Source organism: Streptomyces sp. NPDC047853, from assembly GCF_043204535.1.
GTDB lineage: Bacteria > Actinomycetota > Actinomycetes > Streptomycetales > Streptomycetaceae > Streptomyces.
This window is the reverse complement of record NZ_JBIDCI010000001.1, coordinates 185,092-209,169: the sequence shown is the minus strand read 5'-3', so window position 1 is coordinate 209,169 and position 24,078 is coordinate 185,092. Positions and strand designations below refer to the sequence as shown.

General features: G+C 73.6%; 25 protein-coding genes. 7 read left to right on the top strand and 18 right to left on the bottom strand.

Annotated elements, in window-relative coordinates:
* Positions 1 to 187 precede the first annotated feature (187 nt).
* The 4 genes from groL to ACGF5T_RS01070 form a co-directional block, all read right to left on the bottom strand.
* Entirely contained in the window at positions 188 to 1,813 is a 1,626-nt protein-coding gene (gene groL / locus ACGF5T_RS01085) for a chaperonin GroEL (protein ID WP_356601811.1), read from the bottom strand.
* 134 nt (positions 1,814 to 1,947) lie between these two features.
* Positions 1,948 to 2,256, bottom strand: a complete 309-nt coding sequence (groES, locus tag ACGF5T_RS01080; protein ID WP_003974211.1) for a co-chaperone GroES — start codon at positions 2,254 to 2,256, stop codon at positions 1,948 to 1,950.
* Between the two features lie 295 nt (positions 2,257 to 2,551).
* Positions 2,552 to 3,271 (bottom strand): polysaccharide deacetylase family protein, encoded by a 720-nt coding sequence (locus tag ACGF5T_RS01075; protein ID WP_356601809.1) that lies wholly within the window; start codon positions 3,269 to 3,271, stop codon positions 2,552 to 2,554.
* Positions 3,268 to 4,176 (bottom strand): polysaccharide deacetylase family protein, encoded by a 909-nt coding sequence (locus ACGF5T_RS01070; RefSeq protein ID WP_356601807.1) that lies wholly within the window; start codon positions 4,174 to 4,176, stop codon positions 3,268 to 3,270. The genes ACGF5T_RS01075 and ACGF5T_RS01070 overlap by 4 nt, the downstream gene beginning before the upstream one ends.
* Before the next feature lie 123 nt (positions 4,177 to 4,299).
* On the opposite strand from ACGF5T_RS01070, the gene ACGF5T_RS01065 reads away from it, so the two are divergent.
* Positions 4,300 to 5,490: a methyltransferase domain-containing protein gene (locus ACGF5T_RS01065; RefSeq protein WP_366767190.1), complete on the top strand. Its 1,191-nt coding sequence runs from the start codon at positions 4,300 to 4,302 to the stop codon at positions 5,488 to 5,490.
* A 10-nt stretch (positions 5,491 to 5,500) separates the two neighbouring features.
* Here ACGF5T_RS01065 and ACGF5T_RS01060 read toward each other — a convergent pair whose 3' ends face one another.
* The 8 genes from ACGF5T_RS01060 to tsaB form a co-directional block, all read right to left on the bottom strand.
* On the bottom strand, positions 5,501 to 6,751 hold the full coding sequence (locus ACGF5T_RS01060) for an RNA polymerase sigma factor (RefSeq protein WP_356601804.1): 1,251 nt from the start codon (positions 6,749 to 6,751) through the stop codon (positions 5,501 to 5,503).
* 44 nt (positions 6,752 to 6,795) lie between these two features.
* On the bottom strand, positions 6,796 to 7,152 hold the full coding sequence (locus tag ACGF5T_RS01055; RefSeq protein WP_356601802.1) for a YciI family protein: 357 nt from the start codon (positions 7,150 to 7,152) through the stop codon (positions 6,796 to 6,798).
* Positions 7,153 to 7,260: 108 nt separating this feature from the next.
* A complete protein-coding gene (locus ACGF5T_RS01050) occupies positions 7,261 to 8,316 on the bottom strand; it encodes an LCP family protein (RefSeq protein ID WP_366767189.1) in 1,056 nt (351 codons plus the stop codon).
* A gap of 305 nt (positions 8,317 to 8,621) precedes the next feature.
* On the bottom strand, positions 8,622 to 9,671 hold the full coding sequence (locus tag ACGF5T_RS01045) for a LacI family DNA-binding transcriptional regulator (RefSeq protein ID WP_356601800.1): 1,050 nt from the start codon (positions 9,669 to 9,671) through the stop codon (positions 8,622 to 8,624).
* A gap of 154 nt (positions 9,672 to 9,825) precedes the next feature.
* Positions 9,826 to 10,083 (bottom strand): hypothetical protein, encoded by a 258-nt coding sequence (locus ACGF5T_RS01040; protein ID WP_361012740.1) that lies wholly within the window; start codon positions 10,081 to 10,083, stop codon positions 9,826 to 9,828.
* Positions 10,080 to 11,258: a tRNA (adenosine(37)-N6)-threonylcarbamoyltransferase complex transferase subunit TsaD gene (gene tsaD, locus ACGF5T_RS01035; RefSeq protein WP_366767188.1), complete on the bottom strand. Its 1,179-nt coding sequence runs from the start codon at positions 11,256 to 11,258 to the stop codon at positions 10,080 to 10,082. Before tsaD ends, ACGF5T_RS01040 begins: the two co-directional genes overlap by 4 nt.
* Positions 11,251 to 11,736: a ribosomal protein S18-alanine N-acetyltransferase gene (gene rimI / locus ACGF5T_RS01030; RefSeq protein ID WP_356602955.1), complete on the bottom strand. Its 486-nt coding sequence runs from the start codon at positions 11,734 to 11,736 to the stop codon at positions 11,251 to 11,253. The genes tsaD and rimI overlap by 8 nt, the downstream gene beginning before the upstream one ends.
* Positions 11,737 to 11,780: 44 nt before the next feature.
* Positions 11,781 to 12,434 carry a tRNA (adenosine(37)-N6)-threonylcarbamoyltransferase complex dimerization subunit type 1 TsaB gene (gene tsaB / locus ACGF5T_RS01025; protein ID WP_356601795.1) on the bottom strand — a complete coding sequence of 218 codons (654 nt, stop codon included), beginning with the start codon at positions 12,432 to 12,434 and terminating at the stop codon, positions 11,781 to 11,783.
* A 161-nt stretch (positions 12,435 to 12,595) separates the two neighbouring features.
* On the opposite strand from tsaB, the gene ACGF5T_RS01020 reads away from it, so the two are divergent.
* Complete coding sequence (locus ACGF5T_RS01020; RefSeq protein ID WP_361012745.1) at positions 12,596 to 13,150, top strand: hypothetical protein; 555 nt, start codon at positions 12,596 to 12,598, stop codon at positions 13,148 to 13,150.
* A 114-nt stretch (positions 13,151 to 13,264) separates the two neighbouring features.
* Positions 13,265 to 13,387 carry a hypothetical protein gene (locus ACGF5T_RS01015; RefSeq protein ID WP_356603013.1) on the top strand — a complete coding sequence of 41 codons (123 nt, stop codon included), beginning with the start codon at positions 13,265 to 13,267 and terminating at the stop codon, positions 13,385 to 13,387.
* Positions 13,388 to 13,793: 406 nt separating this feature from the next.
* On the opposite strand, the gene tsaE is transcribed toward ACGF5T_RS01015, so the two are convergent.
* From tsaE to alr, 3 genes are all read right to left on the bottom strand, one after another.
* Positions 13,794 to 14,342, bottom strand: a complete 549-nt coding sequence (tsaE, locus tag ACGF5T_RS01010; RefSeq protein WP_361012748.1) for a tRNA (adenosine(37)-N6)-threonylcarbamoyltransferase complex ATPase subunit type 1 TsaE — start codon at positions 14,340 to 14,342, stop codon at positions 13,794 to 13,796.
* A complete protein-coding gene (locus tag ACGF5T_RS01005) occupies positions 14,308 to 15,579 on the bottom strand; it encodes an alpha/beta hydrolase (RefSeq protein WP_361012750.1) in 1,272 nt (423 codons plus the stop codon). The genes tsaE and ACGF5T_RS01005 overlap by 35 nt, the downstream gene beginning before the upstream one ends.
* 118 nt (positions 15,580 to 15,697) lie before the next feature.
* A complete protein-coding gene (alr, locus tag ACGF5T_RS01000) occupies positions 15,698 to 16,864 on the bottom strand; it encodes an alanine racemase (protein WP_366767187.1) in 1,167 nt (388 codons plus the stop codon).
* 92 nt (positions 16,865 to 16,956) lie between these two features.
* Here alr and ACGF5T_RS00995 point away from each other — a divergent pair, with 92 nt between their 5' ends.
* Positions 16,957 to 17,328 carry a holo-ACP synthase gene (locus ACGF5T_RS00995; RefSeq protein ID WP_366767186.1) on the top strand — a complete coding sequence of 124 codons (372 nt, stop codon included), beginning with the start codon at positions 16,957 to 16,959 and terminating at the stop codon, positions 17,326 to 17,328.
* A 50-nt stretch (positions 17,329 to 17,378) separates the two neighbouring features.
* Here the strand turns inward: ACGF5T_RS00995 and ACGF5T_RS00990 are convergent, their stop codons facing one another.
* Positions 17,379 to 17,981 carry a helix-turn-helix transcriptional regulator gene (locus ACGF5T_RS00990; RefSeq protein WP_356601783.1) on the bottom strand — a complete coding sequence of 201 codons (603 nt, stop codon included), beginning with the start codon at positions 17,979 to 17,981 and terminating at the stop codon, positions 17,379 to 17,381.
* A 61-nt stretch (positions 17,982 to 18,042) separates the two neighbouring features.
* Here ACGF5T_RS00990 and ACGF5T_RS00985 point away from each other — a divergent pair, with 61 nt between their 5' ends.
* Both ACGF5T_RS00985 and ACGF5T_RS00980 read left to right on the top strand, forming a co-directional pair.
* On the top strand, positions 18,043 to 19,500 hold the full coding sequence (locus tag ACGF5T_RS00985) for an NAD(P)H-hydrate dehydratase (RefSeq protein WP_366767185.1): 1,458 nt from the start codon (positions 18,043 to 18,045) through the stop codon (positions 19,498 to 19,500).
* Between the two features lie 154 nt (positions 19,501 to 19,654).
* Entirely contained in the window at positions 19,655 to 20,116 is a 462-nt protein-coding gene (locus ACGF5T_RS00980) for an ASCH domain-containing protein (RefSeq protein WP_366767184.1), read from the top strand.
* Between the two features lie 4 nt (positions 20,117 to 20,120).
* Here ACGF5T_RS00980 and glmS read toward each other — a convergent pair whose 3' ends face one another.
* Both glmS and ACGF5T_RS00970 read right to left on the bottom strand, forming a co-directional pair.
* Positions 20,121 to 21,968 (bottom strand): glutamine--fructose-6-phosphate transaminase (isomerizing), encoded by a 1,848-nt coding sequence (gene glmS, locus ACGF5T_RS00975; RefSeq protein WP_361012764.1) that lies wholly within the window; start codon positions 21,966 to 21,968, stop codon positions 20,121 to 20,123.
* Between the two features lie 129 nt (positions 21,969 to 22,097).
* Positions 22,098 to 22,880, bottom strand: a complete 783-nt coding sequence (locus ACGF5T_RS00970) for a hypothetical protein (RefSeq protein ID WP_356601775.1) — start codon at positions 22,878 to 22,880, stop codon at positions 22,098 to 22,100.
* A gap of 218 nt (positions 22,881 to 23,098) precedes the next feature.
* Between ACGF5T_RS00970 and coaA the strand changes: the two genes are divergently transcribed.
* The gene (gene coaA, locus ACGF5T_RS00965) at positions 23,099 to 24,067 is read left to right on the top strand and encodes a type I pantothenate kinase (RefSeq protein ID WP_356602953.1); all 969 of its coding nucleotides are present in this window, start codon (positions 23,099 to 23,101) and stop codon (positions 24,065 to 24,067) included.
* Positions 24,068 to 24,078: the final 11 nt, after the last annotated feature.

Genomic DNA, 24,078 nt, shown 5'->3' with positions numbered 1-24,078 from the left:
TGACGGACCGCCGCCACGCCGCCTCCCCGTGGTGAGGAGCAGCCCCCTGCCGCCAAGCAGGGGGTGCGAGCAACCGCGACGGCGCCGCACCAGGCAGGAGGCCCGACGTGCGGGCGCACAACCGGCACCAAGAACAGGTGCCCAGCCCCCCGCAGGGGACCGGGCACCGTTCGGTTCAGCGCAGCGCTCAGTGGGCGTGGCCGTGGCCGTGGCCCGCGGCGGCCGGCTCTTCCTCTTCCTTCTTCTCGACGACCAGGGTCTCGGTCGTCAGGAGGAGGGAGGCGATGGAGGCGGCGTTCTCCAGGGCGGAGCGGGTGACCTTCACCGGGTCGATGACGCCGGCCTTGACCAGGTCGCCGTACTCGCCGGTGGCGGCGTTGAAGCCCTGGCCCTTGTCGAGCTCGGCGACCTTGGAGGTGATGACGTAGCCCTCCAGGCCGGCGTTCTCGGCGATCCAGCGCAGCGGCTCGACGGCGGCGCGGCGGACGACCGCGACACCGGTGGCCTCGTCGCCGGTCTTGCCGAGGTTGCCCTCGAGGACCTTGACGGCGTGGACCAGCGCGGAGCCACCACCGGAGACGATGCCCTCCTCGACCGCGGCGCGGGTCGCGGAGATGGCGTCCTCCAGACGGTGCTTGCGCTCCTTCAGCTCCACCTCGGTGGCGGCGCCGACCTTGATCACGCACACGCCGCCGGCCAGCTTCGCGAGGCGCTCCTGGAGCTTCTCGCGGTCCCAGTCGGAGTCGGTGGACTCGATCTCGGCCTTGATCTGGGCGATGCGGCCCTCGACCTCGTCGCGCTTGCCGGCACCGTCGACGATCGTGGTGTCGTCCTTGGTGACGGTGATGCGGCGGGCGGTGCCGAGCACCTCGAGGCCGACCTGGTCGAGCTTGAGGCCGACCTCCTCGGAGATGACGGTGGCGCCGGTGAGGACGGCCATGTCCTGGAGCATCGCCTTGCGGCGGTCGCCGAAGCCGGGGGCCTTGACGGCGACGGCGTTGAAGGTGCCGCGGATCTTGTTGACGACGAGGGTGGAGAGGGCCTCGCCCTCCAGGTCCTCGGCGATGATCAGCAGCGGCTTCGAGGCGCCGGCCTGGATGACCTTCTCCAGCAGCGGCAGCAGGTCGCCGATCGAGGAGATCTTGCCCTGGTTGATGAGGATGTAGGGGTCGTCGAGGACGGCCTCCATACGCTCCTGGTCCGTGACGAAGTACGGCGACAGGTAGCCCTTGTCGAAGGCCATGCCCTCGGTGAAGTCCAGCTCCAGACCGAAGGTGTTGGACTCCTCGACGGTGATGACACCGTCCTTGCCGACCTTGTCCATCGCCTCGGCGATCAGCTCGCCGACCTGCTGGTCCTGGGCGGACAGCGCGGCCACGGCGGCGATGTCGGACTTCTCGTCGATCGGGCGCGCGGTGGCGAGGAGTTCCTCGGACACGGCGGCGACGGCCGCGTCGATGCCCTTCTTCAGCAGCGCCGGGGAGGCACCGGCGGCGACGTTGCGCAGACCCTCGCGGACCAGGGCCTGGGCCAGCACGGTGGCGGTGGTCGTACCGTCACCCGCGATGTCGTTGGTCTTGGTCGCCACCTCCTTCACCAGCTGCGCGCCGAGGTTCTCGTACGGGTCCTCGATCTCGACCTCGCGGGCGATCGTGACACCGTCGTTGGTGATGGTGGGGGCGCCGAACTTCTTGTCGATGACGACGTTGCGGCCCTTGGGGCCGATCGTCACCTTGACCGTGTCGGCAAGCTTGTTGACGCCGCGCTCGAGGGCGCGACGGGCGTCCTCGTCGAACTTCAGGATCTTCGCCATGGGAGCGTGAGCCCTCTTCCGGAAATCTTGGGGTTATACGGCAAATGCGCCCCGGGCGCCCGGCTTGTTAAAGGTCGCGGGAGCCAGGGGCGCAGATGAGAAGCCAGGTACTTCGGTGAAGTGAAGAGCCGCTTCTACTTCTCGACGATCGCGAGCACGTCGCGGGCCGAGAGGACGAGGTACTCCTCGCCGTTGTACTTCACCTCGGTGCCGCCGTACTTGCTGTAGAGCACGACGTCGCCGACGCTCACGTCGAGCGGAAGACGGTTGCCGTCCTCGAAGCGGCCCGGGCCGACGGCCAGGACGACGCCCTCCTGGGGCTTCTCCTTGGCAGTGTCCGGAATGACCAGGCCCGAGGCCGTGGTCTGCTCGGCGTCGAGCGGCTGGACCACGATGCGGTCCTCGAGCGGCTTGATGGCAACCTTGGAGCTGGTGGTCGTCACGATCCGACCTCCCCCTTCGGAGATCTCACGGGGTTAACTGTCTGAGGTGGCGACCAGGTGGATCCGTCGTCGCGGGTGCCGGACCTGCCCGTCGCTGTGTTGGCACTCTCCAGTGGTGAGTGCCAGACCCGAGACTATGACCGCGATTAGCACTCGGTCAAGCGGAGTGCCAATGCCGACGGCGCGTCGGCGGTTTTTTCGTATTCGCCGGCCCAGGTGGGCACCCTGCGACGGTGCCGGGCCCGCCGGGGGCTGCCGCCCCCGGATCCCCGCTTTCGGCCTGGACGGGCCCCGCCTACAGGTAGTCCTCCAGGCGCCCCACCCTCAGCCCCTGCTCCTCGATCGTCTCCAACAGACGCGCCGTGCGGTCGCGCAGGTCCCGGCCCGTCGGGTCGTCCGGGGCGACGGTCACGATGTCGCCGGGATGGAGGCGGTGCTCGCCGCGGGTGTAGGCGAGGGCGCCGTCGGCCTCCAGGGACGCGCGCCACAGGACGATCGCCGCGATGCCGCAGTCGGCGGCGGCGCGCAGCGTCGTGGTGTCGTACGTGCCGTAGGGCGGGCGGAAGAGGTGCGGGCGGACGCCGAAGCGGGCCGTGAGCTTGGTCTGCTGGCCGCAGATCTCGGCGCGCTGGCCCGCGTGCGGCAGGCCGCGCAGGGAGCGGTGGTCGAGGGTGTGGTTCTGCAGGCTCGCGCCGACCGAGCGGAGCCGGGCGAAGTGGCCGTAGGCGGGTCCGGTGACCGTGTCGGTGAGGAACAGGGTGACCGGGAGGCGCCGTTCGCGGATGAGGGCGGCGAGACGCGGGTCCCGCTCGGCGCTGTCCTCGAAGGTGAGGAAGACGACCCGGTCGGTGGTGCGGACGTGGTCCACGACGGGCGGCAGGTTCTGCCCGCGGTCGCCGCCCTGGGCGGGCTCGCCGGCCGCCGGGCGCTGCGTGGGGCCGGCGAACTGGGCGCAGCCGGTGAGGAGTACGGCGGCCAGGGCGGCCCCGGCCGTCCGGAACCGCCCCCGCCTCACAGGTAGTCCTCCAGCCGGGCCACCGCGTATCCCTCGGCGGTGACCTTGTCGAGGAACTCGCGGACCATGTCGCGCATGGTGCCGTCCCAGTCGTCCTCGCCCCGGAAGTGGCTGAGGACGATGTCACCGGGGTGGATCTCCCGGTCCCACTCCCGGTAGTCCCAGCGGTCGGCGAAGACCTCCTCGTTCCAGATCGGGGCGTACCTGATGCCGCAGGCCTTCGCCGCGCGCAGGGTGTCGCGGTTGTAGTTGCCGAAGGGCGGGCGGAAGAGGGTGGGGCGGCTGCCGTAGCGCTTCTCGATCACGTCCTGCATGCCGCAGATCTCGCGCTTCTGCTCGGCGTAGGACAGGCCGGGCAGGTAGGGGTGGTGGAGGGTGTGGTTGTTGAGGGTGACGCCCCGGTCCTGCATCTCCTTGAAGTAGCCGTAGTCCTCCTTGACCAGATAGTCGCTGAGGAAGGCGGTGTACGGGATCTTCAGCTCGCTCATCATGCGCAGGAACGCCGGGTCCTTCTCGGCGCCGTCGTCGATGGTGAGGAAGACGATCTTCTCCTTGGTGGGGATCGAGGTGAAGACCGGCGGGAGGTCCTCCTGGCCGGTCACCTCGAAGCCCTTGCGCGCCCTGATCTCCGGCTTCCTGGCCGGGGGCGGCGGGGCCGTCAGCGGTACCTTCTTCAGCTTCCAGCGCTTCGCGGCGGCGACCCGGGCCGCCTGGGCGGCGCGCAGCTTGGACGCGTAGGCGTCGAGCGCGCGGGCGGGGGGCGCCTGGAGGGGCTGCTGACCTGAGGCGCCGCGGACCTCGGAGGCGTCCTGCGCACAGCCGGAGGCGAGGGCGGCGACGGCGAGGGCGGCGGCAGCGCCGCGCATCCGGGACCCGGGGGCGGACGTCCGGGCGACGCGGAACATCCGACTTTTGTCATTTTGTACGACTGCTCGCATGGTGCCGGATCTTCGCAGTCCCCGGCCGCCCGACCCCGTCCGACACCGCGCCGGAGGCACACCGTCCACCGACTGGCCCACAATGTCCCGGTGAACGACCTCGACGCCCTCCTCGCCCTGCTCACCCCGGAGGGCCGTGCCCTCCTCGACGAGGTGCGCGACACCGACCCCGCGCGGGAGCTCGCCGTCGCGACCCGGCTGCGGCGCACGCACCCGGCCGAGCTGGTGTCCGCGGCGCTCGGGCAGGCGCGGCTGCGGCAGCGGGCGGTGGCGAAGTTCGGGGCCGAGGACGCCGGGCGGATGTACTTCACGCCCAACGGGGTGGAGCAGTCGACGCGGGCGAGCGTGGCCGCGTACCGGGCCGAGTGCCTCCGGGCGATGGGGGTGCGGTCCGTCGCCGACCTGTGCTGCGGGATCGGCGGGGACGCGATCGCGTTCGCCCGCGCCGGTATCCGGGTGCTGGCCGTCGACCGGGACGCGTCGACCTGCGCGGCGGCCCGAGCCAACGCCGACGCGCTCGGCCTGGCGGGCCTGATCGAGGTGCGCGAGGCCGACGTGACCGAGGTGGACACGTCCGGGTACGAAGCCGTGTTCGTCGACCCGGCCCGACGCTCCTCCAAGCGTGGCCGGATCTTCGACCCGGAGGCCTACTCGCCGCCCCTGTCCTGGGCCGTCTCCGCCGCCCTCGGGGCGCCGCTGGGTCTGCTGAAGATCGCGCCGGGCATCCCCCACGAGGCGATCCCTCCGCAGGCGACGGCCGAGTGGGTCTCGGACGGCGGGGACGTCAAGGAGGCCGTGCTGTGGTTCGGCCCGGACATGACGCCGGGGGCGCGGCGGGCGACGCTGCTGCCCGCCGGCGCGGGCATCTACGTGACGCCCGAGACCATGCTCCCGGACCCCGGGGTACGGAACGTCGGCCGGTACCTGTACGAACCGGACGGCGCCGTCATCCGCGCCCACGTGGTCGCCGAGGTCGCCGAGGAGCTGGACGGCGGGCTGATCGACCCGACGATCGCCTACGTCACCGCCGACGAGCTGAGGCCGACCCCGTACGCCACCGCCTACGAGATCACCGACGTGATGCCCTTCAACCTCAAGAAGCTGAAGGCGCTGCTGCGGGAGCGCCGGGTCGGCACGCTGACGGTGAAGAAGCGGGGCTCGGCGGTGGAGCCGGAGGAGCTGCGGCGGAAGGTCAAGCCGCAGGGGCCGAACGCGGCCACGGTCTTCATGACCCGGGTCGCGGGGGCACCGACGATGCTGATCGGGCACCCTGTGCGCTGACCGGGCGGTCTCAACCGCACTCCCCCGCCCGGCGGGCCAGCAGCTCGCGTTCGCGCGCGTTGCGGGCCAGTGAGGCGGCGCGCTCGAACTCGGTGCGGGCCTCGGCGGTGCGGCCCAGGCGCAGCAGCAGGTCGCCGCGGACGCTGGGCAGCAGGTGGTAGTCGCGCAGGGCGGGCTCGGCGGCGAGGGCGTCGACGAGGGCGAGTGCGGGGGTCGGTCCCTCGGCCATGGACACGGCGACCGCGCGGTTGAGGGCGACCACCGGGGACGGGGTGCGGGCGGCGAGCAGGCCGTAGAGCGCGGCGATGCGCGGCCAGTCGGTCTCCTCGTAGGTGAACGCGGTGGCGTGGCAGGCGGCGATCGCGGCCTGGAGGACGTAGGGACCCGGGGCGCCGGAGCCGGCGGTGCGGGCGCGGTCGAGGGCGGTGAGGCCGCGGGTGATCAGCATGCGGTTCCAGCGGCGGCGGTTCTGGTCCCTGAGGAGCACCGGCGCCCCGTCGGGGCCGGTGCGGGCGGCCGTACGGGACGCCTGCAGCTCCAGCAGGGCGGCCAGGCCGTGCACCTCGGGCTCCTTCGGCATCAGGGCCGCGAGCACGCGGGCCAGCCGCAGGGCGTCCTCGCACAGGGCGGGGCGGAGCCAGTCGTCGCCGGCGGTGGCCGCGTACCCCTCGTTGAAGATCAGGTAGATGACCTCCAGGACCGAGCCGAGGCGGGCCGCGCGGTCGGGGCCGTAGGGCACCTCGAAGGCGACGTCCTTGGTGGCGAGGGTGCGTTTGGCGCGCACGACGCGCTGCGCGACCGTCGGTTCGGGGACCAGGAAGGCGCGGGCGATCTCGGGCGTGGTCAGTCCGCCGAGCAGGCGCAGGGTGAGGGCGATGCGGGCCTCGGCGGACAGCACCGGGTGGCAGGCGGTGAAGACGAGCCGCAGCAGGTCGTCGTCGATGTCCTGCGGATCGGCGGGTTCCGCGGGCGGCGGCGTCGCGGCGGGCAGCTCGCGGCCGACCTCCGCGAGTTTGCGGGCGTAGGTCTCCCGGCGCCGGATCAGGTCGACGGCGCGGCGCCGGGCGGTGGCCATGAGCCAGGCGCCCGGGTTGTCGGGCACGCCGTCCCTCGGCCACTGCTCCAGGGCGGCGACCAGCGCGTCCTGGGTGAGTTCCTCGGCGATGCCGACGTCCCGGACGAGGCGGGCCACGCCGGCGATGACACGGGGCGACTCCAGCCGGAAGACGGTTTCGAGGGCCTCGGTGGGCTGTGGTTCCACAGCCCACCATGCAACACCCTCGGGCGGGCGGGGGGCGACTCCGGTCAGCCCTCCATCAGCTCCCGCACCTCGCAGGTCACCGTCCAGTGCTCCTCGTGGACCTTGAGGAAGCGCTTGGTCCACTCGATCGCCTCGGCCTTGTCCTTGGCCTGGAGGAGCGAGTAGCCGCCGACGACCTCCTTGGTCTCGGTGAAGGGGCCGTCGGTGACGGACAGCTGTCCGCCCTCGTAGTGGACGCGGGTGCCCTCGGCGGTCGGGGTCAGCCCGGCGGTGTCGAGCAGGACGCCGGCCTTCGTCATCTCCTCCATCAGCTTCTCCATGCGCTGGATCAGCTCGGGGCTGGGACCGCCGGAGAGCGCGTCGCTCTCCTCGATCCGGATCAGGGACAGGTAGCGGGGCATGGTGACTCCTCGGGGTCGTCGGCGGCCGGGTTCCGCCGGCCTCTCACCCCTGCGTCGAACGGGAGCCCCCTGGATCGACAGCCGCCCGGAGATTTTCCGCAGGAATTCTCAGCGCAGCGATTCCCACAGGTCACCGGCGTCCGGTTCGCGGGCGACCACCCGGTTGGCGTCCCAGGGGGCCGGCACCACCGGCATCGTGACCGTGCGCACGTCGTCCGCCGACAGGCCCCCGAGGCTCCGTCCGAGGCTCATCAGCTCGCCCAGCGAGTCCAGGCCGGTGTCGGTGGTGAGGCTGCCGGTGACCGCGTCGGTGACCTGGTAGAGCCGGGCGGGGTCGGTGAGCAGGTTGGTGCCGGAGATCCGCTCCAGCAGCGCCTTGACCAGTTTCTGCTGGAGCTCTATGCGGGCGAGGTCGCTGCCGCCCTCCAGTCCGTACCGGGTGCGGGCCAGCCCGAGGGCCTCGGTGCCGTCGAGGTGGTGGGTGCCGGCGTCCAGGTGGAGGTGGCTCTTGTCGTCGTCGATGTCCTCGTCGGTGGTGACGGTGACCCCGCCGAGCGCGTCGACCAGCTCGGCGAAGCCGGAGAAGTCGATCTCGACGTAGTGGTCCATGCGGACGTCGGTGAGGGTCTCGACGGTCTTGACGGCGCAGACGGGCCCGCCCAGGGCGTAGGCGGAGTTGAACATCACGCCGCTCGCCTCCCGGGTCTCCTCGCCGGACGGCAGCGGGCAGGACGGGCGGGTGACGAGCGTGTCCCGGGGGATGCTGACCACGGTGGCGGCGGTCCGGCCCGGGTCGAGGTGGACGACCATCGCCGTGTCCGAACGGGCCCCCTCGCTGTCGCCGCCGCCCAGTTCCCGGTTCTCCTCGCCGCTGCGCGAGTCCGAGCCGAGCACCAGGATGTTCAGGGCCCCGGTGGGCACCGGGGACGCGGAGGGCGCGGCGGAGGGGGCGGTGACCGGCCGCTCGGGGCGGTCGTCGCCGAGCGCGCCGTTGATGTCGACGCTGGTGATGTTGCCGTTCAGGTGCCAGTAGGCCCAGCCCGCCGCGGCCACCCCGAGCAGCAGGGCGCCGGCCAGGGCGAGCCCGGCCGCCTTCAGCCCTTTCGAACGCCCACGGAGTGCGCCCCGCCCGTCCCGCGCATCCGGCACACCCCGCGCAGCCATGCGTCCGCCCCCGCCCGTGCCGGTCCCGTTCGCGTCCCCACGCGAATGCCCCATCGCAAGGAACATAAGTCCGAATTGTTGCGAGCGGGGACACAGGGCCGACATTCTGCGGAATTTCTCAGACTTCGGAGGACGCCGAAGGTGCCGAAAGTGCCGAAAGTTTCGCCGACGGACTGACGGGGTCGACGCACCGGCGGGGTCGACGGATCGACGGGGTCGGCGACACGACGGGGTCGGCGGCACGACGGGGTCGGCGGCACGATGGGATCGGCGCACCGGCGCACCGGCGGGTCGGCCGGGCTCCGTCAGGCCGCGGGCGGCGCCGTGCTGCTGCGCACCTCCAGGCTGGTGGCCAGCTCCACCCGGGTCGCCGCCGAGGAGCCGTCGTCGCGCCCGAGGTCCAGGACCAGCCGGGCCGCCGCCTCGGCCATCTCCATGAGCGGCTGCCGTACGGTCGTCAGCGGCGGCCCCACCCAACGGGCCACCGGCAGGTCGTCGAAGCCGACCACGCTCAGGTCCTGCGGGATGCGCAGGCCCAGCTCGCGCGCGGCCTCGTACAGGCCGAGCGCCTGGAGGTCGTTGCCGGCGAAGACGGCGGTCGGCCGGTCCGGGCGGCGCAGCAGGTTCAGGCCCTGCCGGTAGCCGGCCTCGTGGTGGAAGTCGCCGGTCACGATCAGGTCGGGATCGACCGGCAGCCCGGCCGTCTCCAGGGCGGCCCGGTAGCCGTCCACGCGGGCGCGGCTGCACATCATCCGGGTGGGCCCGCTGATCGCGCCGATGCGGGTGTGGCCCAGCTCGACCAGGTGTCGGGTGGCGGCGAGCCCGCCCTGCCAGTTGGTGGCGCCGATGGACGGCACGTCGGCGCCCGGGTCGCCGGCCGGGTCCATCACCACGAACGGGATGGAGCGGCTGGTGAGCAGCGCCCGCTGGGACCCGTCGAGGTCGGACAGGACGAGGATCACGCCGTGCGGACGGCGGGCGGCCACCTGGTCGGCCCATGTCCGGCCCGGGGTCAGGCGCCCCGCGCTCTCGGAGAGCACGACGCTGAGCCCCGTGTCCCGCGCCACGTTCTCCACCCCCCGGATGACCTCCATCGCCCAGGCGCTCTCCAGCTCGTGGAAGACCAGGTCGATCAGGGGCGAGCGGGTCGCCTCGGCGCGCCTGCGCCGGTACCCGTGGTCGCGCAGCAGCTCCTCCACGCGGGCCCGGGTCGCGGGGGCGACGTCGGCGCGGCCGTTGAGGACCTTCGAAACAGTCGGCGCCGACACACCGGCTTCGCGCGCGATCTCGGCGAGGGTCGCGGTCTGCCCGGATCGCCGTTGCGTCCGGGTTTCAGCGGGCTGCGGGGATGTCATGGCGGCGATCGTAACCCTGCGACGCCTCCTGACGCAGTCTTCGGCGGCCCCTCTCTCACCGATCATTCGCTGGAGATGGCGAAACATTCGATTCGCCGCGGGCGGTAGGAGGAGACGCGGTACGCCGGGACGCGGAAGCTCGTGGCCTCGCGGGTCAGTCCTCGGCCACCGACTCGAACCGCCACCGGTGCACCGCCCGCGTGACCAGGTCGCCGTCCGGCTCGGGCAGTTCCGGCAGTTCGGCGTCGTAGGCGGCGTCCCACCAGGTGATGACGAGGACCCGGTCCTGCGGGGCGCGCAGGATTTCCCGGCGCAGGGGGTCGCCGCCGGGCCGCTGCGCGCGGACCCAGGCCAGCAGGTCCCCACCGCGGCCGGGCACGGCCCGCGCCTCCCACATGAGCGCGACGGTCACGGGTACAGGTTCTCCTTGCTGACCTCGTGCACATGGTCGTGACCGTGCGCGTGGCCGTGACCGTGCGCGTGGCCGTGACCGTGCGCCTGGCCGTGTCCGTGTTCGTGTCCGTGCGCGTGGCCGCTGCCCGGCACGTGCGGGTCCGTCACCGGCAGCGACGAGTCCGCCGAGAGGTCCCAGTCGGAGGCGGCCCGGTTACGGGCGACCATCTCGGCGCCGAGGGCGGCCACCATCGCGCCGTTGTCCGTGCACAGCTTGGGCCGCGGTACGCGCAGCCGGATGCCGGCCGCCTCGCAGCGCTCCTGGGCGAGGGCCCGCAGCCGGGAGTTGGCGGCCACGCCGCCACCGATCATCAGGTGGTCGACCCCCTGGTCCTTGCAGGCCCGCACCGCCTTGCGGGTCAGCACGTCCACGACGGCCTCCTGGAAGGACGCCGACACGTCGCGTACCGGCACCTCCTCCCCCGCGGCCCGCTTGGCCTCGATCCAGCGGGCCACGGCCGTCTTCAGCCCGGAGAAGGAGAAGTCGTACGCGGGGTCGCGCGGACCGGTGAGGCCGCGCGGGAAGGCGATCGCGTTCGGGTCGCCCTCGCGCGCGTACCGGTCGATGACCGGACCGCCGGGGAAGCCCAGGTTCAGCACCCGGGCGATCTTGTCGAAGGCCTCGCCGGCCGCGTCGTCGATGGTGGCGCCCATCGGGCGGACGTCGGAGGTGATGTCCGTGGAGAGCAGCAGGGAGGAGTGCCCGCCGGAGACGAGCAGCGCCATCGTCGGCTCGGGCAGCGGGCCGTGCTCCAGCTGGTCGACGCAGATGTGCGAGGCGAGGTGGTTGACGCCGTAGAGGGGCTTGCCGAGGGCGTAGGCGTACGCCTTGGCCGCCGAGACGCCGACCAGCAGGGCGCCGGCGAGGCCGGGGCCCGCGGTGACGGCGATGCCGTCGAGGTCGCGGGCGGTGACCCCCGCTTCCTTCAGGGCGCGCTCGATGGTGGGGACCATCGCCTCCAGGTGGGCGCGGCTGGCCACCTCGGGGACGACGCCGCCGAAGCGGGCGTGCTCGTCGACGCTGGACGCGACGGCGTCGGCCAGCAGGGTGGTGCCGCGGACGACGCCGACGCCGGTCTCGTCGCAGGAGGTCTCGATCCCGAGGACGAGGGGTTCGTCGCGTGGGTCAGCCATGGTGGTCGGTTCCTCGTTCGGTTCCCGGTACGGAGGTGGAAGGGTCGGTCAGCCGCATGACCAGGGCGTCGACGTTGCCCGGCTGGTAGTAGCCGCGTCGGAAGCCGATGGGCTCGAAGCCGAAGCGCTCGTAGAGGCGCTGGGCGCGGGTGTTGTCCACCCGGCACTCCAGCAGCACCTCGGTGCACTCGAAGGCGGTCGCCGCCCGCAGCAGCTCGGTCAGCAGCCGCGCGCCGAGGCCGGTGCCCCAGTGGTCGCGGGCGACGGCGATGGTCTGCACGTCGGCCTGCTCCCCGGAGGTGACCAGGCCCGCGTAGCCGACGACCTGGCCGTCCTCCTCGGCGACCAGGTAGCGCCGGCTCGCCCCGGGGCCGCGCGCGTGGGCCAGCTCGGACCAGAACATCCCCCGCGACCAGGCGTCCTCGGGGAACAGCTCGCGCTCCATCCGGAGCACGGGGTCGATGTCCCACCAGCGCATCTCGCGCAGTCCGGCGGGCGGGGTCAGGGGCTCGGTCGCTTCGGTCACTTGGGGGTGACCACCTTGTAGTTCTTGGGGACCTGGGCGTCCGGCCGGCGCAGGTACAGCGGCCGGGGCACGGGCAGTTCCTCGCCCGCCGCCAGCCGCTCGGCGGCCAGGGACGCCAGGGCGGCGGCGGACACGTGCTCCGGCTCGTGCGCCTTGGGGAAGGTGTCCGGGTAGAGCAGCGCGCCCGCACCGACCGCCGGGAGCCCGGCGACCTGCTCGGCGATGTCGGCGGGCCGGTCGACCGCCGGGTCGGTGAGGCGGGTGCGGGAGTCGGCGTACCGGGCCCAGTAGACCTCCTTGCGGCGGGCGTCGGTCGCCACCACGAAGGGACCCTCCAGGTCGGTGGCGTAGGCGAGGCCGTCCAGCGTGCACACGCCGTACACGGGGACGCCGAGCGCGAGCCCGAAGGTGTCCGCGGTCATCAGGCCGACGCGCAGCCCGGTGTACGGGCCCGGGCCGGTCCCGGCGACGATGCCGGTGACGGCGTCGAGCCGCAGTCCGGCCTCGGCGAGCACCCGGTCGACGGCGGGCAGCAGCAGCTCGCCGTGCCGGCGTGCGTCCACCTGGCTCGACGAGGCGATGACGTCCGTACCGTCGTGCAGCGCGACGGTCACGGCGGGCGTGGCGGTATCCAGAGCGAGCAAGAGCACGCAAACAGCCTACGGCGCCACGGGAGGCGCGGCGGACGCCCGGTGGACGGGCCCGGCACGGCATCCGGCGCGACCACGTCGCCCACCGCGGTCATACGGTCACTTACTGCTACCGTCGCCGGGAAGCAGAAGCACGCCCTACGACGACGAGGTGGTCGGCAGTGGTCAGCAGCAGCGCCGTTTTCGTCACCGGCCTCACCGCGGCGGCTCTCGTGACGATCGGCGTCCTCACCCATCAGGCGTCGGCCGGCGCCCCGGCCGCGCTGGACCGGAGCCACGCGAGCAGCACGCCGGCGCCCGGTGCTTCCAAGGCCCCCCGCGACCGGCGGCATCCGGACGCGCTGCCCGCGGGGTCCGGGCGGGGTGAACGGGTGGTGTACTCGGTGGACGACGACCGGGTGTGGCTGGTCGACGCGAGCGGCACGGTGCGGCGCACCTTCGAGGTCACGCCCAGCACGGTCGACCCGGCACCGGGCACCTACGCGGTCACGTCCCGTTCGAACCGGGTCACCGGGTCCGACGGCATCCCGGTCGAGCACGTCGTGCGGTTCGCCGGCGTCAAGGACGTGGTCATCGGGTTCAGCGCGGCGGTGGACGGCTCGATGGCCGAGCCCGACCCGGGCGAGCGCACCGGCGGCATCCGGCAGACCCGCGCGGACGGCGACGCCATGTGGCGGTTCGCGACGATCGGGCAGCGGGTCGTCGTCGTCCCCTGACCAGGGGGGCGGGGCAGGGCGTCGGAGGGGCGCACGGCCGCCCGGTGCGGTCAGGCCGCCTCGCGGTGTTCCGGGGCGGGCCGGCGGGTCGCCGGCCCGGGAGCGGGGGGCGGCGTGGAGACCGCCCTCGCGGCGGCGCAGGACGCGAGCAGGTCCCGCATGGACACCCCGGCGAGCGCGGACGACTGCGGCCTCGGCCGGGCCTGCGGCTCGGTCTCCGACATGGACGCCTCCTGAAGGTCGGGGGCGGGCGCAGTTAGGCAACCCTAACCACGAGCTGGATACCATGTGACCACGGGCAAGACCCGGAACGCAATATCTTGCCGACGTCATGTCGGGACGCTCCCGGTCGGCGGCCGCCGACCGGGAGGACGAGCGCACCCCCGGCAGCCGCCGGCCCAGACGGCGAGCGCACCCCCGACGACCACCGGCCCAGACGGCAGGCACACCCCCAGCAACCACCGGCCCAGACGGCAAGCGCACCCCCGACGACCACCGGCCCAGACGGCAAGCACGCCCCCAGCAACCACCGGCCCAGACGGCAAGCACGCCCCCAGCAACCACCGGCCCAGACGGCAAGCGCCCTTGCGGCCACTCAAGCGGTGAGCGCCTCGCCCCCACCGGCTCAGACGGCTCAGACGGCTCAGACGGCGAGCGTGCCCAGGTCGGCCGTGGACCAGCGTGCGCCGACGCCCGTCAGGGTCACGTGCCGCACCTCGTCGGTGGTGTCGCCCACGGCCCGCTCGATCCGGAGCTGCAACCGGTCCTCGGTCAGCTCCTCGACCTTGCCCTCGCCCCACTCCACCACGATCACCGAGTCGGAGAGGGAGACGTCGAGGTCGAGGTCCTCCATCTCGTCCAGGCCGCCCGACAGCCGGTAGGCGTCGACGTGGACGAGCGGCGGACCGTCGCCCAGGGAGGGGTGCACCCGGGCGATCACGAAGGTCGGGGAGGTGACGGCACCGCGCACCCCCATGCCCTCGCCGAGGCCCCGGGTCAGCGTCGTCTTGCCCGCGCCCAGCTCCCCGCTCAGCATCAGGAGGTCACCGGCGCGCAGCACCGCGGCGAGCCTGCGGCCCAGGTCCCGCATCTGCTCCGGGGAGGTGACGGTGATCTCGACGTCGGGGGCGGGTGCGGGTGCGGGGGATCCGGAGGGCTCAGCCGGGCCCTGCGGTGCTGCTGGTGCTTCCATAGCCGTCAACGGTAGCCGCTGCGGGCACCGCGCCCGCGCGGGCCAGGAGGTCGGCGAGGCGGTCGGTGACCAGCTCGGGGTGCTCCAGCATCACCAGGTGCCCCGCGTCGGGGACGAGCACCAGCTCCGCGTCCGGCAGCAGGTCGGCGATCGCCTCGCTGTGCTCGCTCGGCGTGACCAGGTCCCGTACGCCGGCCAGCACCAGGACCGGCAGGCCGGCGAAGTGGGCGAGGGCCTCGGTCTTGTCGTGGTCGCTGAAGGCCGGGTAGTACTCGGCGACCACGTCGATGGGCGTCGACTCGATCATCCGCTCGGCGAAGCGGGCCACGGCCGGGTCGACCTCCCGGGAGGCGAACGAGTACCGCTTGATGATCCCCGCGAAGAGGTCCGCCGTCGCCCGCCGCGTCCTCTCCACCAGCTCGGCCCGCTGCCCCAGCGCCTTCAGCACCCCCGGCAGCACCCGCCGCACCGCGTTGACCCCGGCCACCGGCAGCCCGAAGTTGACCTCGCCGAGCCGCCCGGAGGAGGTGCCGACGAGGGCCACGCCGACGACCCGCTCGCGGACCAGGTCGGGGAAGCCGTCGGCGAGGGCCATCACCGTCATCCCGCCCATGGAGTGCCCGACCAGCACGACGGGGCCCTCGGGCACGGCCGCGTCGATGACGGCCTTCAGGTCGCGGCCCAGTTCCTCGATGGTGACCGGCCGGCCGTCCCGCGTCTGGGACACGCCCCGTCCGGACCGGCCGTGGCTGCGCTGGTCCCAGTGCACGGTGCGCACCACACCCCGCAGGGCCGCCCGCTGGAAGTGCCAGGAATCCTGGTTGAGGCAGTAGCCGTGGCTGAAGACGACGGTCACGGGGGCGGGGGCCTTGCGGCCGAACAGCCGCCGACGGCGCCGGGTGAGCGCGGACTCCGTCTCCGGGTCGACGTCGTCGACCTCGTAGTACAGCTCGGTGCCGTCGTCGGCGTAGGCCCTGCCGGGGGTGCCGCGCAGTCCGCCGTACGGTCCCGCCGAGTCGAGGGCGAGCCGTGCCTTCTGGCGCATGCCGCGGCCGACGGTGAGCCGCTCTATCGCCACACCGGCCGCGGCGCCCGCCGCGACCACGCCTATCGCGACACCGGCGACACCGGTCGCCCGGCGCCAGCCGCCGACGGCTACCTCGGTGGCGGCCTCCGTGGCGGAGGCGACGGCCGCCGCGGCCACGTCCGCGACGACCTCCGCGCTGCTCTCGCTCACGTACCGCTCCTCTTCGCCGGGCCGCTGTGCGGATTCCCCTCTAGTTCCTGATTCACCCGAACGCGTCCGTCATGCACGCCGGACCCGCCGGGCCCGCCGCTCCATGGAGGGAGGCGTGTCACTCGTTGACGTAGACGCGCGGAACGCGTGTTCCGATCCGGGTGACGATCTCGTACCCGATGGTGCCCGCCGCCTGGGCCCAGTCCTCGGCGGTGGGCTCGCCCCGGTCCCCGGGCCCGAACAGCACCGCCTCGGCGCCCGGCTCCGGCCGGTCCCCGCCCAGGTCGACGACGAACTGGTCCATCGCGATACGCCCCGCGACCGTGCGCCACTTCCCGTCGACCAGGACGGGCCCGGTGGAGGAGGCGTGGCGCGGTACGCCGTCCGCGTAGCCGAGGGGGACGAGGCCGAGGGTGGTCTCGCCGGGGGTGGTGTAGTGGTGCCCGTAGCTGACGCCGTGGCCGCCGGGTACCTGCTTGACCAGGGCCAGCGAGGCGGACAGCGTCATCACCGGGCGCAGTCCGAGGTCGGCGGGGGTGCCGATCTCGGGGCTGGGCGAGACGCCGTACAGGGCGATGCCGGGCCGGACGAGGTCGAAGTGGCTCTCGGGGAGGGTGAGCGTGGCCGGCGAGTTGGCGATGTGCCGCACGTCGGGGCGCACCCCCTCCTCCTCGGCGTACGCCGTCATCTCCCGGAAGCGGGTGAGCTGGGCGGCGATGGAGGGGTCCCCGGGCTCGTCGGCGCGGGCGAAGTGCGACCAGAGCCCGGTGACGCGCAGCAGCCCCTCGTCCTGGGCGCGCAGGGCCGCCCCGACCAGTTCGGTCCAGTCCTCGCCCGGCTGGCAGCCGCCCCGGCCGAGGCCGGTGTCGGCCTTGAGCTGCACGCGCGCGGGGGTGCCGGCCGCCCGGGCCGCCCGGGTGACCTCTTCCAGCGCCCACAGGGCGCCGACGGACACGTCGAGACGGGCCTCGACGGCCTCGCGCCAGGGGCCGCCCGGCGTCCACAGCCAGCACATGATCCGCACGTCGTCCGGCAGCCCGGCCTCCGCGCGCAGCGCGAGGGCCTCCTGCGGCGTGGCGGTGCCCAGCCAGGTCGCGCCCGCCGCGACGGCCGCGCGGGCGCACGGGATCGCGCCGTGGCCGTAGCCGTCGGCCTTGACGACGGCCATGAGAGCCGCACCGGGGGCGCGCTCGCGCAGGGCGCGGACGTTGGCCCGCAGGGCGGCCAGGTCGATCTCGGCCCGGGCCCGCAGTACCGCGTCCCGCCGAGCAGCAGTCTCACTCATCGTGCCCACAGTCTCTCAGAGCGCCCGGACGCCCCCCGAGGCGCAGCGTCCGGCGGCGACGCCGGCGCCCGCCGGTCGTTAGGGTGCCCGGCATGAGCATCATCGGGGTCGGGATCGACGTGGCCGAGGTCGAGCGGTTCGGGGTGTCGCTGGAACGTACGCCGGCCCTGGCCCGGCGGCTCTTCCTGGAGAGCGAACTGCTCCTGCCCAGCGGGGAGCGCCGGGGCACCGCCTCGCTCGCCGCCCGGTTCGCGGCGAAGGAGGCGCTGGCCAAGGCGCTCGGCGCACCGGCGGGGCTGCTCTGGACGGACGCCGAGGTGTACGTGGAGGGCAGTGGGCAGCCGCGGCTGCGGGTCTCGGGGACGGTGGCCGCGCGGGCCGCGGAACTGGGCGTGGCGTCGTGGCACGTGTCGCTGAGCCACGACGCGGGGATCGCGTCGGCGGTGGTGATCGCGGAGGGGTAGCGGCACCGCCGCTCTCCCCGCCCCACGCCGCCCCCCTCCAGCTCCCTCCGTCAGCTCCCCGTCGGCCGGACCCGGATGTGCATGCGCTCGCCCTGGGCGCCGTACAGGGCGAGCCATTCGACGGGCTGCTCACCGGCGTTGGCGAGGCCGTGCGGGACGCGGGTGTCGAACTCCGCCGTCTCGCCGGCCGTCAGCACGAGGTCGTGGTCGCCCAGGGCGAGGAGCAGCCGGCCGGAGAGGACGTGGAGCCATTCGTGGCCCTCGTGCGACCCCTGCGCGGGGCGGGGCGTCGACGCGGTCCGCGGGGTGGCCGGCGCCGGGAGGATCTGCTTGTAGGCGTGCAGCCCGTCGCCCGGGTTCCGGGTGAGCGGCACCCACGTCTGGCCGTGCCGGGTGAAGGGACGCGGATGCACCCGGGGGTCGCCGGTGCGGGAGCCGACGAGGTCGTCGAGCGGCAGCCGGTGCGCCCGGGCCAGCGGCAGGAGGTGGCGCAGGCCGGGCTCGCGCAGGCCCGACTCCAGCCGGGACAGCGTGCTCACGGAGATGCCGGTGGCGGCGGCCAGCCGGCCGAGCGTGAGGCCGCGGGCCTGCCGGATGGCGCGCAGGCGTGCCCCGAGCGAGGTCATCACCTGTGCCGTCTCCTCGTCGCCCATGGGACAACTGTCCCGCACGGGACTCGTGAACGTGCGCGGTGTACGGGGAAGACTCGACGGCATGCGGACTGCGTACAGCGTGGAGATGGTCAGGACGGCCGAGCGGGAGCTGATGGCACGACTGCCGGAGGGGGCGTTGATGCAGCGGGCGGCGGCCGGACTCGCCGCCGCCTGCGCGGAGGTGCTCGGGCGGGTGGCCGGCCGGGTCTACGGCAGCCGGGTGGTGCTGCTGGTCGGGAGCGGGGACAACGGCGGCGACGCCCTGTACGCCGGGGCCCGGCTGGCCCGGCGGGGCGCGGGCGTGACGGCCGTGCCGCTGACGCCGGAGCGCGCGCACGGGGCGGGGCTGGCGGCGCTGCGGCGGGCCGGCGGGCGGGTCGTGGCGGCCGGTGGCGGGGCGGCCGGCGACCTGATCGCGCGGGCCGACCTGGTCGTCGACGGCATCGTCGGGATCGGTGGCCGGGGCGGGCTGCGCGAGGAGGCGGTGCCGCTCGCGGACGCGGCCGCGCGGTCCCGGGCCGCGGTCGTCGCCGTGGACCTGCCGAGCGGCGTCGACGCGGACACCGGGCAGGTGCGCGGAGCGGCCGTACGGGCCGACCTGACGGTGACGTTCGGGGCGCACAAGCCGGGGCTGCTGATCGACCCCGCGCGGGAGTACGCCGGGTCGGTGCGGCTGGTGGACATCGGCCTGCCGCTGCCGGCCGACGGGGCCGCCCTGGAGGCGTTGCAGCACGCCGACGTGGCGCGGCTGCTGCCGGTGCCGGGGACCGAGAGCGACAAGTACCGGCGCGGGGTCGTCGGAATCGCCGCCGGGTCGGCCCGCTATCCGGGCGCGGCCGTGCTCGCCGTCGCCGGTGCGCTGCGGGGCGGGGCCGGGGCGGTGCGGTACGTCGGTCCGGCGGGGGACGCGGTGATCGCCCGCTTCCCGGAGACGCTGGTGTCGGACCGGGGGCCGGAGCGGGCGGGACGGGTGCAGGCGTGGGTCGTCGGGCCGGGGGCCGGTGACGACGCCGGCACCGTGGCGCAGGTGCTGGCGGCCGACGTGCCGGTGCTGATCGACGCGGACGGGCTGCGGCTGGCGGACGCGGAGGCGGTACGGGGGCGCACGGCACCGACGCTGATGACGCCGCACGCCGGGGAGGCGGCCGCGCTGCTCGGCGTGGGCCGGGACGAGGTCGAGGGGGCGCGGCTGGCCTCGGCGCGGGAGCTGGCGGGCCGCTACGGGGCGACGGTGCTGCTGAAGGGGTCGACGACGGTGGTCGCCGGGGCGGAGGGAGGGCCGGTGCGGGTCAACGCGACGGGGACCTCGTGGCTCGCCACGGCGGGCAGCGGGGACGTGCTGTCCGGGCTGGCCGGTTCCCTGCTCGCGGCGGGGCTCTCGGCCCGGGACGCGGGCAGCGCGGGGGCGTACCTGCACGGGCTGGCGGGACGGTTCGCTGCGGAGGGCGCGCCGACGGGGGCGCATGACGTCGCGGAGGCGATCCCCCGTGCGTGGCGGGACGTGGCGCGGGCGGGGTGAGCGGGCACTCCGTGGGGCGCCGGGGCGTCACGGTGACCACATGACGCCGTGACGGCGCTCGCCTCACGCCGATACGGCGCCCGCGTCACGCCGATACGGCCCTCGCACGACGTCTGCACCGCACGGCACCCCACCGCACCGATACGGTGCTCGCATGACGTCTGACCCCGCCTCGGCGCCCACGGACCCCGCCGCGCTGCCGAGGGCCGAGTTCGCCTTCCCCGGCCCCCTGCGCGACCGGCTCGTCTCGGCGATCCTGGACGGCTCGAAGACGACGACGACCGGGCTCGTCGTCGACTACGAGCACGAGGGCGAGCCGCTGCCGCGGCCCGGGAACCGCGCGGTGGTCGTCGACTCCCACGACCGGCCGGTCGCCGTCATCGAGGTCACCGCCGTACGCGTCGTCCCGCTCGGTCAGGTGGACCTCGCCCACGTGCTGGACGAGGGCGAGGGCCACACCGACGTGGCCGGGTGGCGGGCCGGACACGAGCGGTTCTGGCACGGCGAGGAGATGCGCGCGGCCCTGGGCGACCCGGAGTTCACCGTGGACGACGGGACGCCCGCGGTGCTGGAGCGCTTCCGTCTGGTCGCGGACCTCCGCCCCGCCGACGGCTGAGGGCCTACTCCACCGTCACCGACTTCGCCAGGTTCCGCGGCTGGTCCACCTCGTTGCCCCGGGCGGTCGCCAGCTCGCAGGCGAAGACCTGCAGCGGCACCGTCGCCACCAGCGGCTGGAGCAGCGTCGGCGTGGCCGGGATGCGCACCAGGTGGTCGGCGTAGGGGACGACCGCCTCGTCGCCCTCCTCGGCGATGACGATGGTGCGGGCGCCCCTGGCCCGGATCTCCTGGATGTTGGACACGATCTTGTCGTGCAGGACCGAGCGGCCGCGCGGCGACGGGACCACCACGACGACCGGCAGGTCCTCCTCGATCAGCGCGATCGGCCCGTGCTTCAGCTCGCCCGCCGCGAAGCCCTCGGCGTGCATGTACGCCAGCTCCTTGAGCTTCAGGGCGCCTTCGAGGGCGACCGGGTGTCCGACGTGGCGGCCGAGGAAGAGCACCGTGTTCTTGTGGGCGAGGGAGCGGGCGAGTTCCCGTACCGGCTCCATGGTCTCCAGGACCCGGTCCACCGCGCCGGAGATCCGCGAGAGGTCGCGGATGACGTCGCGGATCTCGTCCCCGTACTTCGTGCCGCGCACCTGTCCGAGGTAGAGGGCGACCAGGTAGCAGGCCACCAGTTGGGTGAGGAAGGCCTTGGTGGAGGCGACGGCGACCTCGGGGCCGGCGTGCGTGTAGAGCACGGCGTCGGACTCGCGCGGGATGGTGGAGCCGTTGGTGTTGCAGATGGCCAGCACCTTGGCGCCCTGCTCGCGGGCGTGGCGCAGGGCCATCAGGGTGTCCATGGTCTCGCCGGACTGGGAGATGGCGACCACCAGCGTCTGCTGGTCGAGGATCGGGTCGCGGTAGCGGAACTCGCTGGCCAGCTCCACCTCGCAGGGCACGCGCGTCCAGTGCTCGATGGCGTACTTGGCGATCAGCCCGGCGTGGAAGGCCGTGCCGCACGCGACGATGACGACCTTGTCGACCTCCCGGAGCACGGCCGCGGGGATGCGCACCTCGTCGAGGCTAAGCGTGCCGGAGCCGTCCACGCGGCCCAGCAGCGTGTCGGCGACCGCCTTCGGCTGCTCGGCGATCTCCTTGAGCATGAAGTAGTCGTAGCCGCCCTTCTCGGCGGCGGAGGCGTCCCAGTCGACGTGGTAGGAGCGGACGTCGGCCGGGGTGCCGTCGAAGCCGGTGACGGTCACGCCGTCCCCGCGCAGCTCCACCACCTGGTCCTGGCCCAGCTCGATGGCGTCCCGGGTGTGCGCGATGAAGGCCGCGACGTCCGAGGCGAGGAAGGCCTCGCCCTCCCCGACGCCCACCACGAGCGGCGAGTTGCGGCGCGCGCCCACGACCACGTCCGGCGCGTCCGCGTGCACCGCGACCAGCGTGAACGCGCCCTCCAGCCGCCGGCACACCAGCCGCATCGCCTCGGCGAGGTCGGCGCAGGCGGAGAACTCCTCGGCGAGCAGGTGGGCGACGACCTCGGTGTCGGTCTCGGAGGCCAGCTCGTGGCCGCGTTCCGCCAGCTCGTCGCGGAGGGAGGCGAAGTTCTCGATGATGCCGTTGTGGACCACGGCCACCCGGCCCGCGTTGTCGAGGTGGGGGTGGGCGTTGGCGTCGGTCGGCCCCCCGTGCGTGGCCCAGCGGGTGTGGCCGATGCCGGTCACGGCGGTCGGCAGGGGCCGTTCGGACAGCTCCTTGTCCAGGTTGACGAGCTTCCCCGCGCGCTTGGCGGTGGCGAGGCCGCCGTCCGCGAGCACGGCGACGCCCGCCGAGTCGTACCCCCGGTACTCGAGTCGCTTCAGTCCGGCCAGTACGACATCGAGCGCCGACTGAGACCCCACGTATCCCACGATTCCGCACATGACCGGCAGCCTACGATCAGATCCGGTCCTGAACCGGCCTTCCCATGCCCGAAATCGGAAATTCCCACCGGGGTACGAACGCCCCGGTGGGAACTTCGGTGCACGGTGCGCGGCGGCCCGGCCGCGTCCTCAGCCCAGCTTGGCGAGCTGCGCGTCGCTGATCTCGGCGGGGAACGGGAAGTCCTTGCCGGTGCCGGCGGAGGCGAGGTTCAGGACGGTGAAGGTGACGACGGTGGAGCCCTTCCGGGTGACGACCACCTTGACCGGGAAGGCCTCTCCCTCGTCGCCGGTCATCGTCATCGTCATCGCGACCGCCTCGTCGGCACCGCCGGGCGCCTTGTCCTCGGCCACCTTCGCGATCTTCGCCTGCTCACCCATGGCGGTGAAGGCGAACCCGCCGGCGCAGGCGCCGGCCGCCTTCTTCACGTCCGCGAGGACCGTCTCGGCGCCGCCGTCGTCGTAGGTGGCCAGGGTCACCAGCGCCTTGTCCAGGTCGAAGGCGGCACCGATGGACTCCTCGGTCGCCTCGCCCCCGGACGGTTTCTTCGGCCCCTCCGTCCAGGACCGCTTGACGGTCGCCGCCGGCGTGCCCAGGGGGACGCCGGTCTCGGCGAAGGCGAGCGCCTCGCACTCCGCCTTCTCCGCCTTGACCTTGTCCTTCGCGATGTCGTCCGTCGCCGACGCCTTGGTGACCTTGCCGTTCTTGACGTCCGCCTGCGCGAGGGCCGCCTTCTCCAGCTCCGCGGCGCTGAGCGCCTCGGCCGCCGCGGGGGCCGCCGAGCCGGCGTCGCCGTTCTTGCCCTCGTCGGACGAGCCGCCGTCGTCGCCGGAGCCGCCGCAGGCGGTGACGAGCAGGGCCAGGGCGGCGGCGGAGGCCGCGAGGGCGGTACGGCGGACGACGGTCAGTCTCACGTTGGGTTTCTCTCTTCCGGACGGCGGAGGGTCCGCACGTATGTGCGAGCACTGTCGCACAGGGAACTGACAGCCGATCACCCCTGTACCACCCGGTACCCGAACCGTGACACCGGCGTGATCATCCGCGGACACGGCGCGGCCGGGCGTGACACACCCCACCCGCCGCCGCGTTCGAACTCCGTTAACAATGGACTGTGATCTCTCCGGTCCCCTCGATGCCCCGGAGCGCCCACCGGCAGCGGCCGGAGGCGACTCCCTACGTCGACCTCACCCGTCCCGAGTGGAGCGCGCTGCGCGACAAGACGCCGCTGCCGCTGACCGCCGAGGAGGTCGAGAAGCTGCGCGGCCTCGGCGACGTCATCGACCTCGACGAGGTGCGGGACATCTACCTCCCGCTCTCCCGGCTCCTCAACCTCTACGTCGGCGCCACCGACGGCCTGCGCGGCGCGCTGAACACCTTCCTCGGCGAACAGGGCTCCCAGTCGGGCACCCCGTTCGTCATAGGGGTCGCCGGGTCGGTCGCCGTCGGCAAGTCCACCGTCGCCCGGCTGCTCCAGGCGCTGCTGTCGCGCTGGCCCGAGCATCCGCGCGTGGAGCTGGTCACGACCGACGGCTTCCTGCTGCCCACCCGGGAGCTCCAGGCCCGCGGGCTGATGTCCCGCAAGGGCTTCCCCGAGTCGTACGACCGCCGGGCCCTCACCCGGTTCGTCGCCGACATCAAGGCGGGCAAGGCCGAGGTGACCGCCCCGGTCTACTCCCACCTCATCTACGACATCGTCCCGGACCAGAAGCTGGTCGTGCGCCGCCCCGACATCCTGATCGTCGAGGGCCTCAACGTGCTCCAGCCCGCGCTGCCCGGCAAGGACGGCCGCACCCGGGTAGGGCTCGCCGACTACTTCGACTTCAGCGTGTACGTCGACGCCCGCACCGAGGACATCGAGCGCTGGTACCTCAGCCGCTTCCGCAAACTGCGCGCGACCGCCTTCCAGAACCCGTCCTCGTACTTCCGCAGGTACACCCAGGTGTCCGAGGAGGAGGCACTCGACTACGCCCGCACCACCTGGCGCACCATCAACAAGCCCAATCTGGTGGAGAACGTGGCCCCGACCCGCGGCCGGGCCACCCTGATCCTGCGCAAGGGCCCCGACCACAAGGTGCAGCGGCTCCGCCTGCGCAAGCTGTGACACCTGGGCCG

Bases quoted from the DNA above. Each gene is read 5' to 3' on its own strand.
- glmS (WP_361012764.1), bottom strand. From the start codon at position 21,968: ATGTGCGGAATCGTGGGATACGTGGGGTCTCAGTCGGCGCTCGATGTC.
- tsaE (WP_361012748.1), bottom strand. From the start codon at position 14,342: ATGGAAGCACCAGCAGCACCGCAGGGCCCGGCTGAGCCCTCCGGATCC.
- ACGF5T_RS01050 (WP_366767189.1), bottom strand. From the start codon at position 8,316: ATGGCTGCGCGGGGTGTGCCGGATGCGCGGGACGGGCGGGGCGCACTC.
- ACGF5T_RS01070 (WP_356601807.1), bottom strand. From the start codon at position 4,176: ATGTTCCGCGTCGCCCGGACGTCCGCCCCCGGGTCCCGGATGCGCGGC.
- ACGF5T_RS00985 (WP_366767185.1), top strand. From the start codon at position 18,043: ATGCGGACTGCGTACAGCGTGGAGATGGTCAGGACGGCCGAGCGGGAG.
- ACGF5T_RS00980 (WP_366767184.1), top strand. From the start codon at position 19,655: ATGACGTCTGACCCCGCCTCGGCGCCCACGGACCCCGCCGCGCTGCCG.
- ACGF5T_RS00995 (WP_366767186.1), top strand. From the start codon at position 16,957: ATGAGCATCATCGGGGTCGGGATCGACGTGGCCGAGGTCGAGCGGTTC.
- groL (WP_356601811.1), bottom strand. From the start codon at position 1,813: ATGGCGAAGATCCTGAAGTTCGACGAGGACGCCCGTCGCGCCCTCGAG.
- coaA (WP_356602953.1), top strand. From the start codon at position 23,099: ATGCCCCGGAGCGCCCACCGGCAGCGGCCGGAGGCGACTCCCTACGTC.
- alr (WP_366767187.1), bottom strand. From the start codon at position 16,864: ATGAGTGAGACTGCTGCTCGGCGGGACGCGGTACTGCGGGCCCGGGCC.
- ACGF5T_RS01055 (WP_356601802.1), bottom strand. From the start codon at position 7,152: ATGCCCCGCTACCTGTCCCTGATCCGGATCGAGGAGAGCGACGCGCTC.
- ACGF5T_RS00990 (WP_356601783.1), bottom strand. From the start codon at position 17,981: ATGGGCGACGAGGAGACGGCACAGGTGATGACCTCGCTCGGGGCACGC.
- ACGF5T_RS01045 (WP_356601800.1), bottom strand. From the start codon at position 9,671: ATGACATCCCCGCAGCCCGCTGAAACCCGGACGCAACGGCGATCCGGG.
- tsaD (WP_366767188.1), bottom strand. From the start codon at position 11,258: ATGGCTGACCCACGCGACGAACCCCTCGTCCTCGGGATCGAGACCTCC.
- rimI (WP_356602955.1), bottom strand. From the start codon at position 11,736: ATGCGCTGGTGGGACATCGACCCCGTGCTCCGGATGGAGCGCGAGCTG.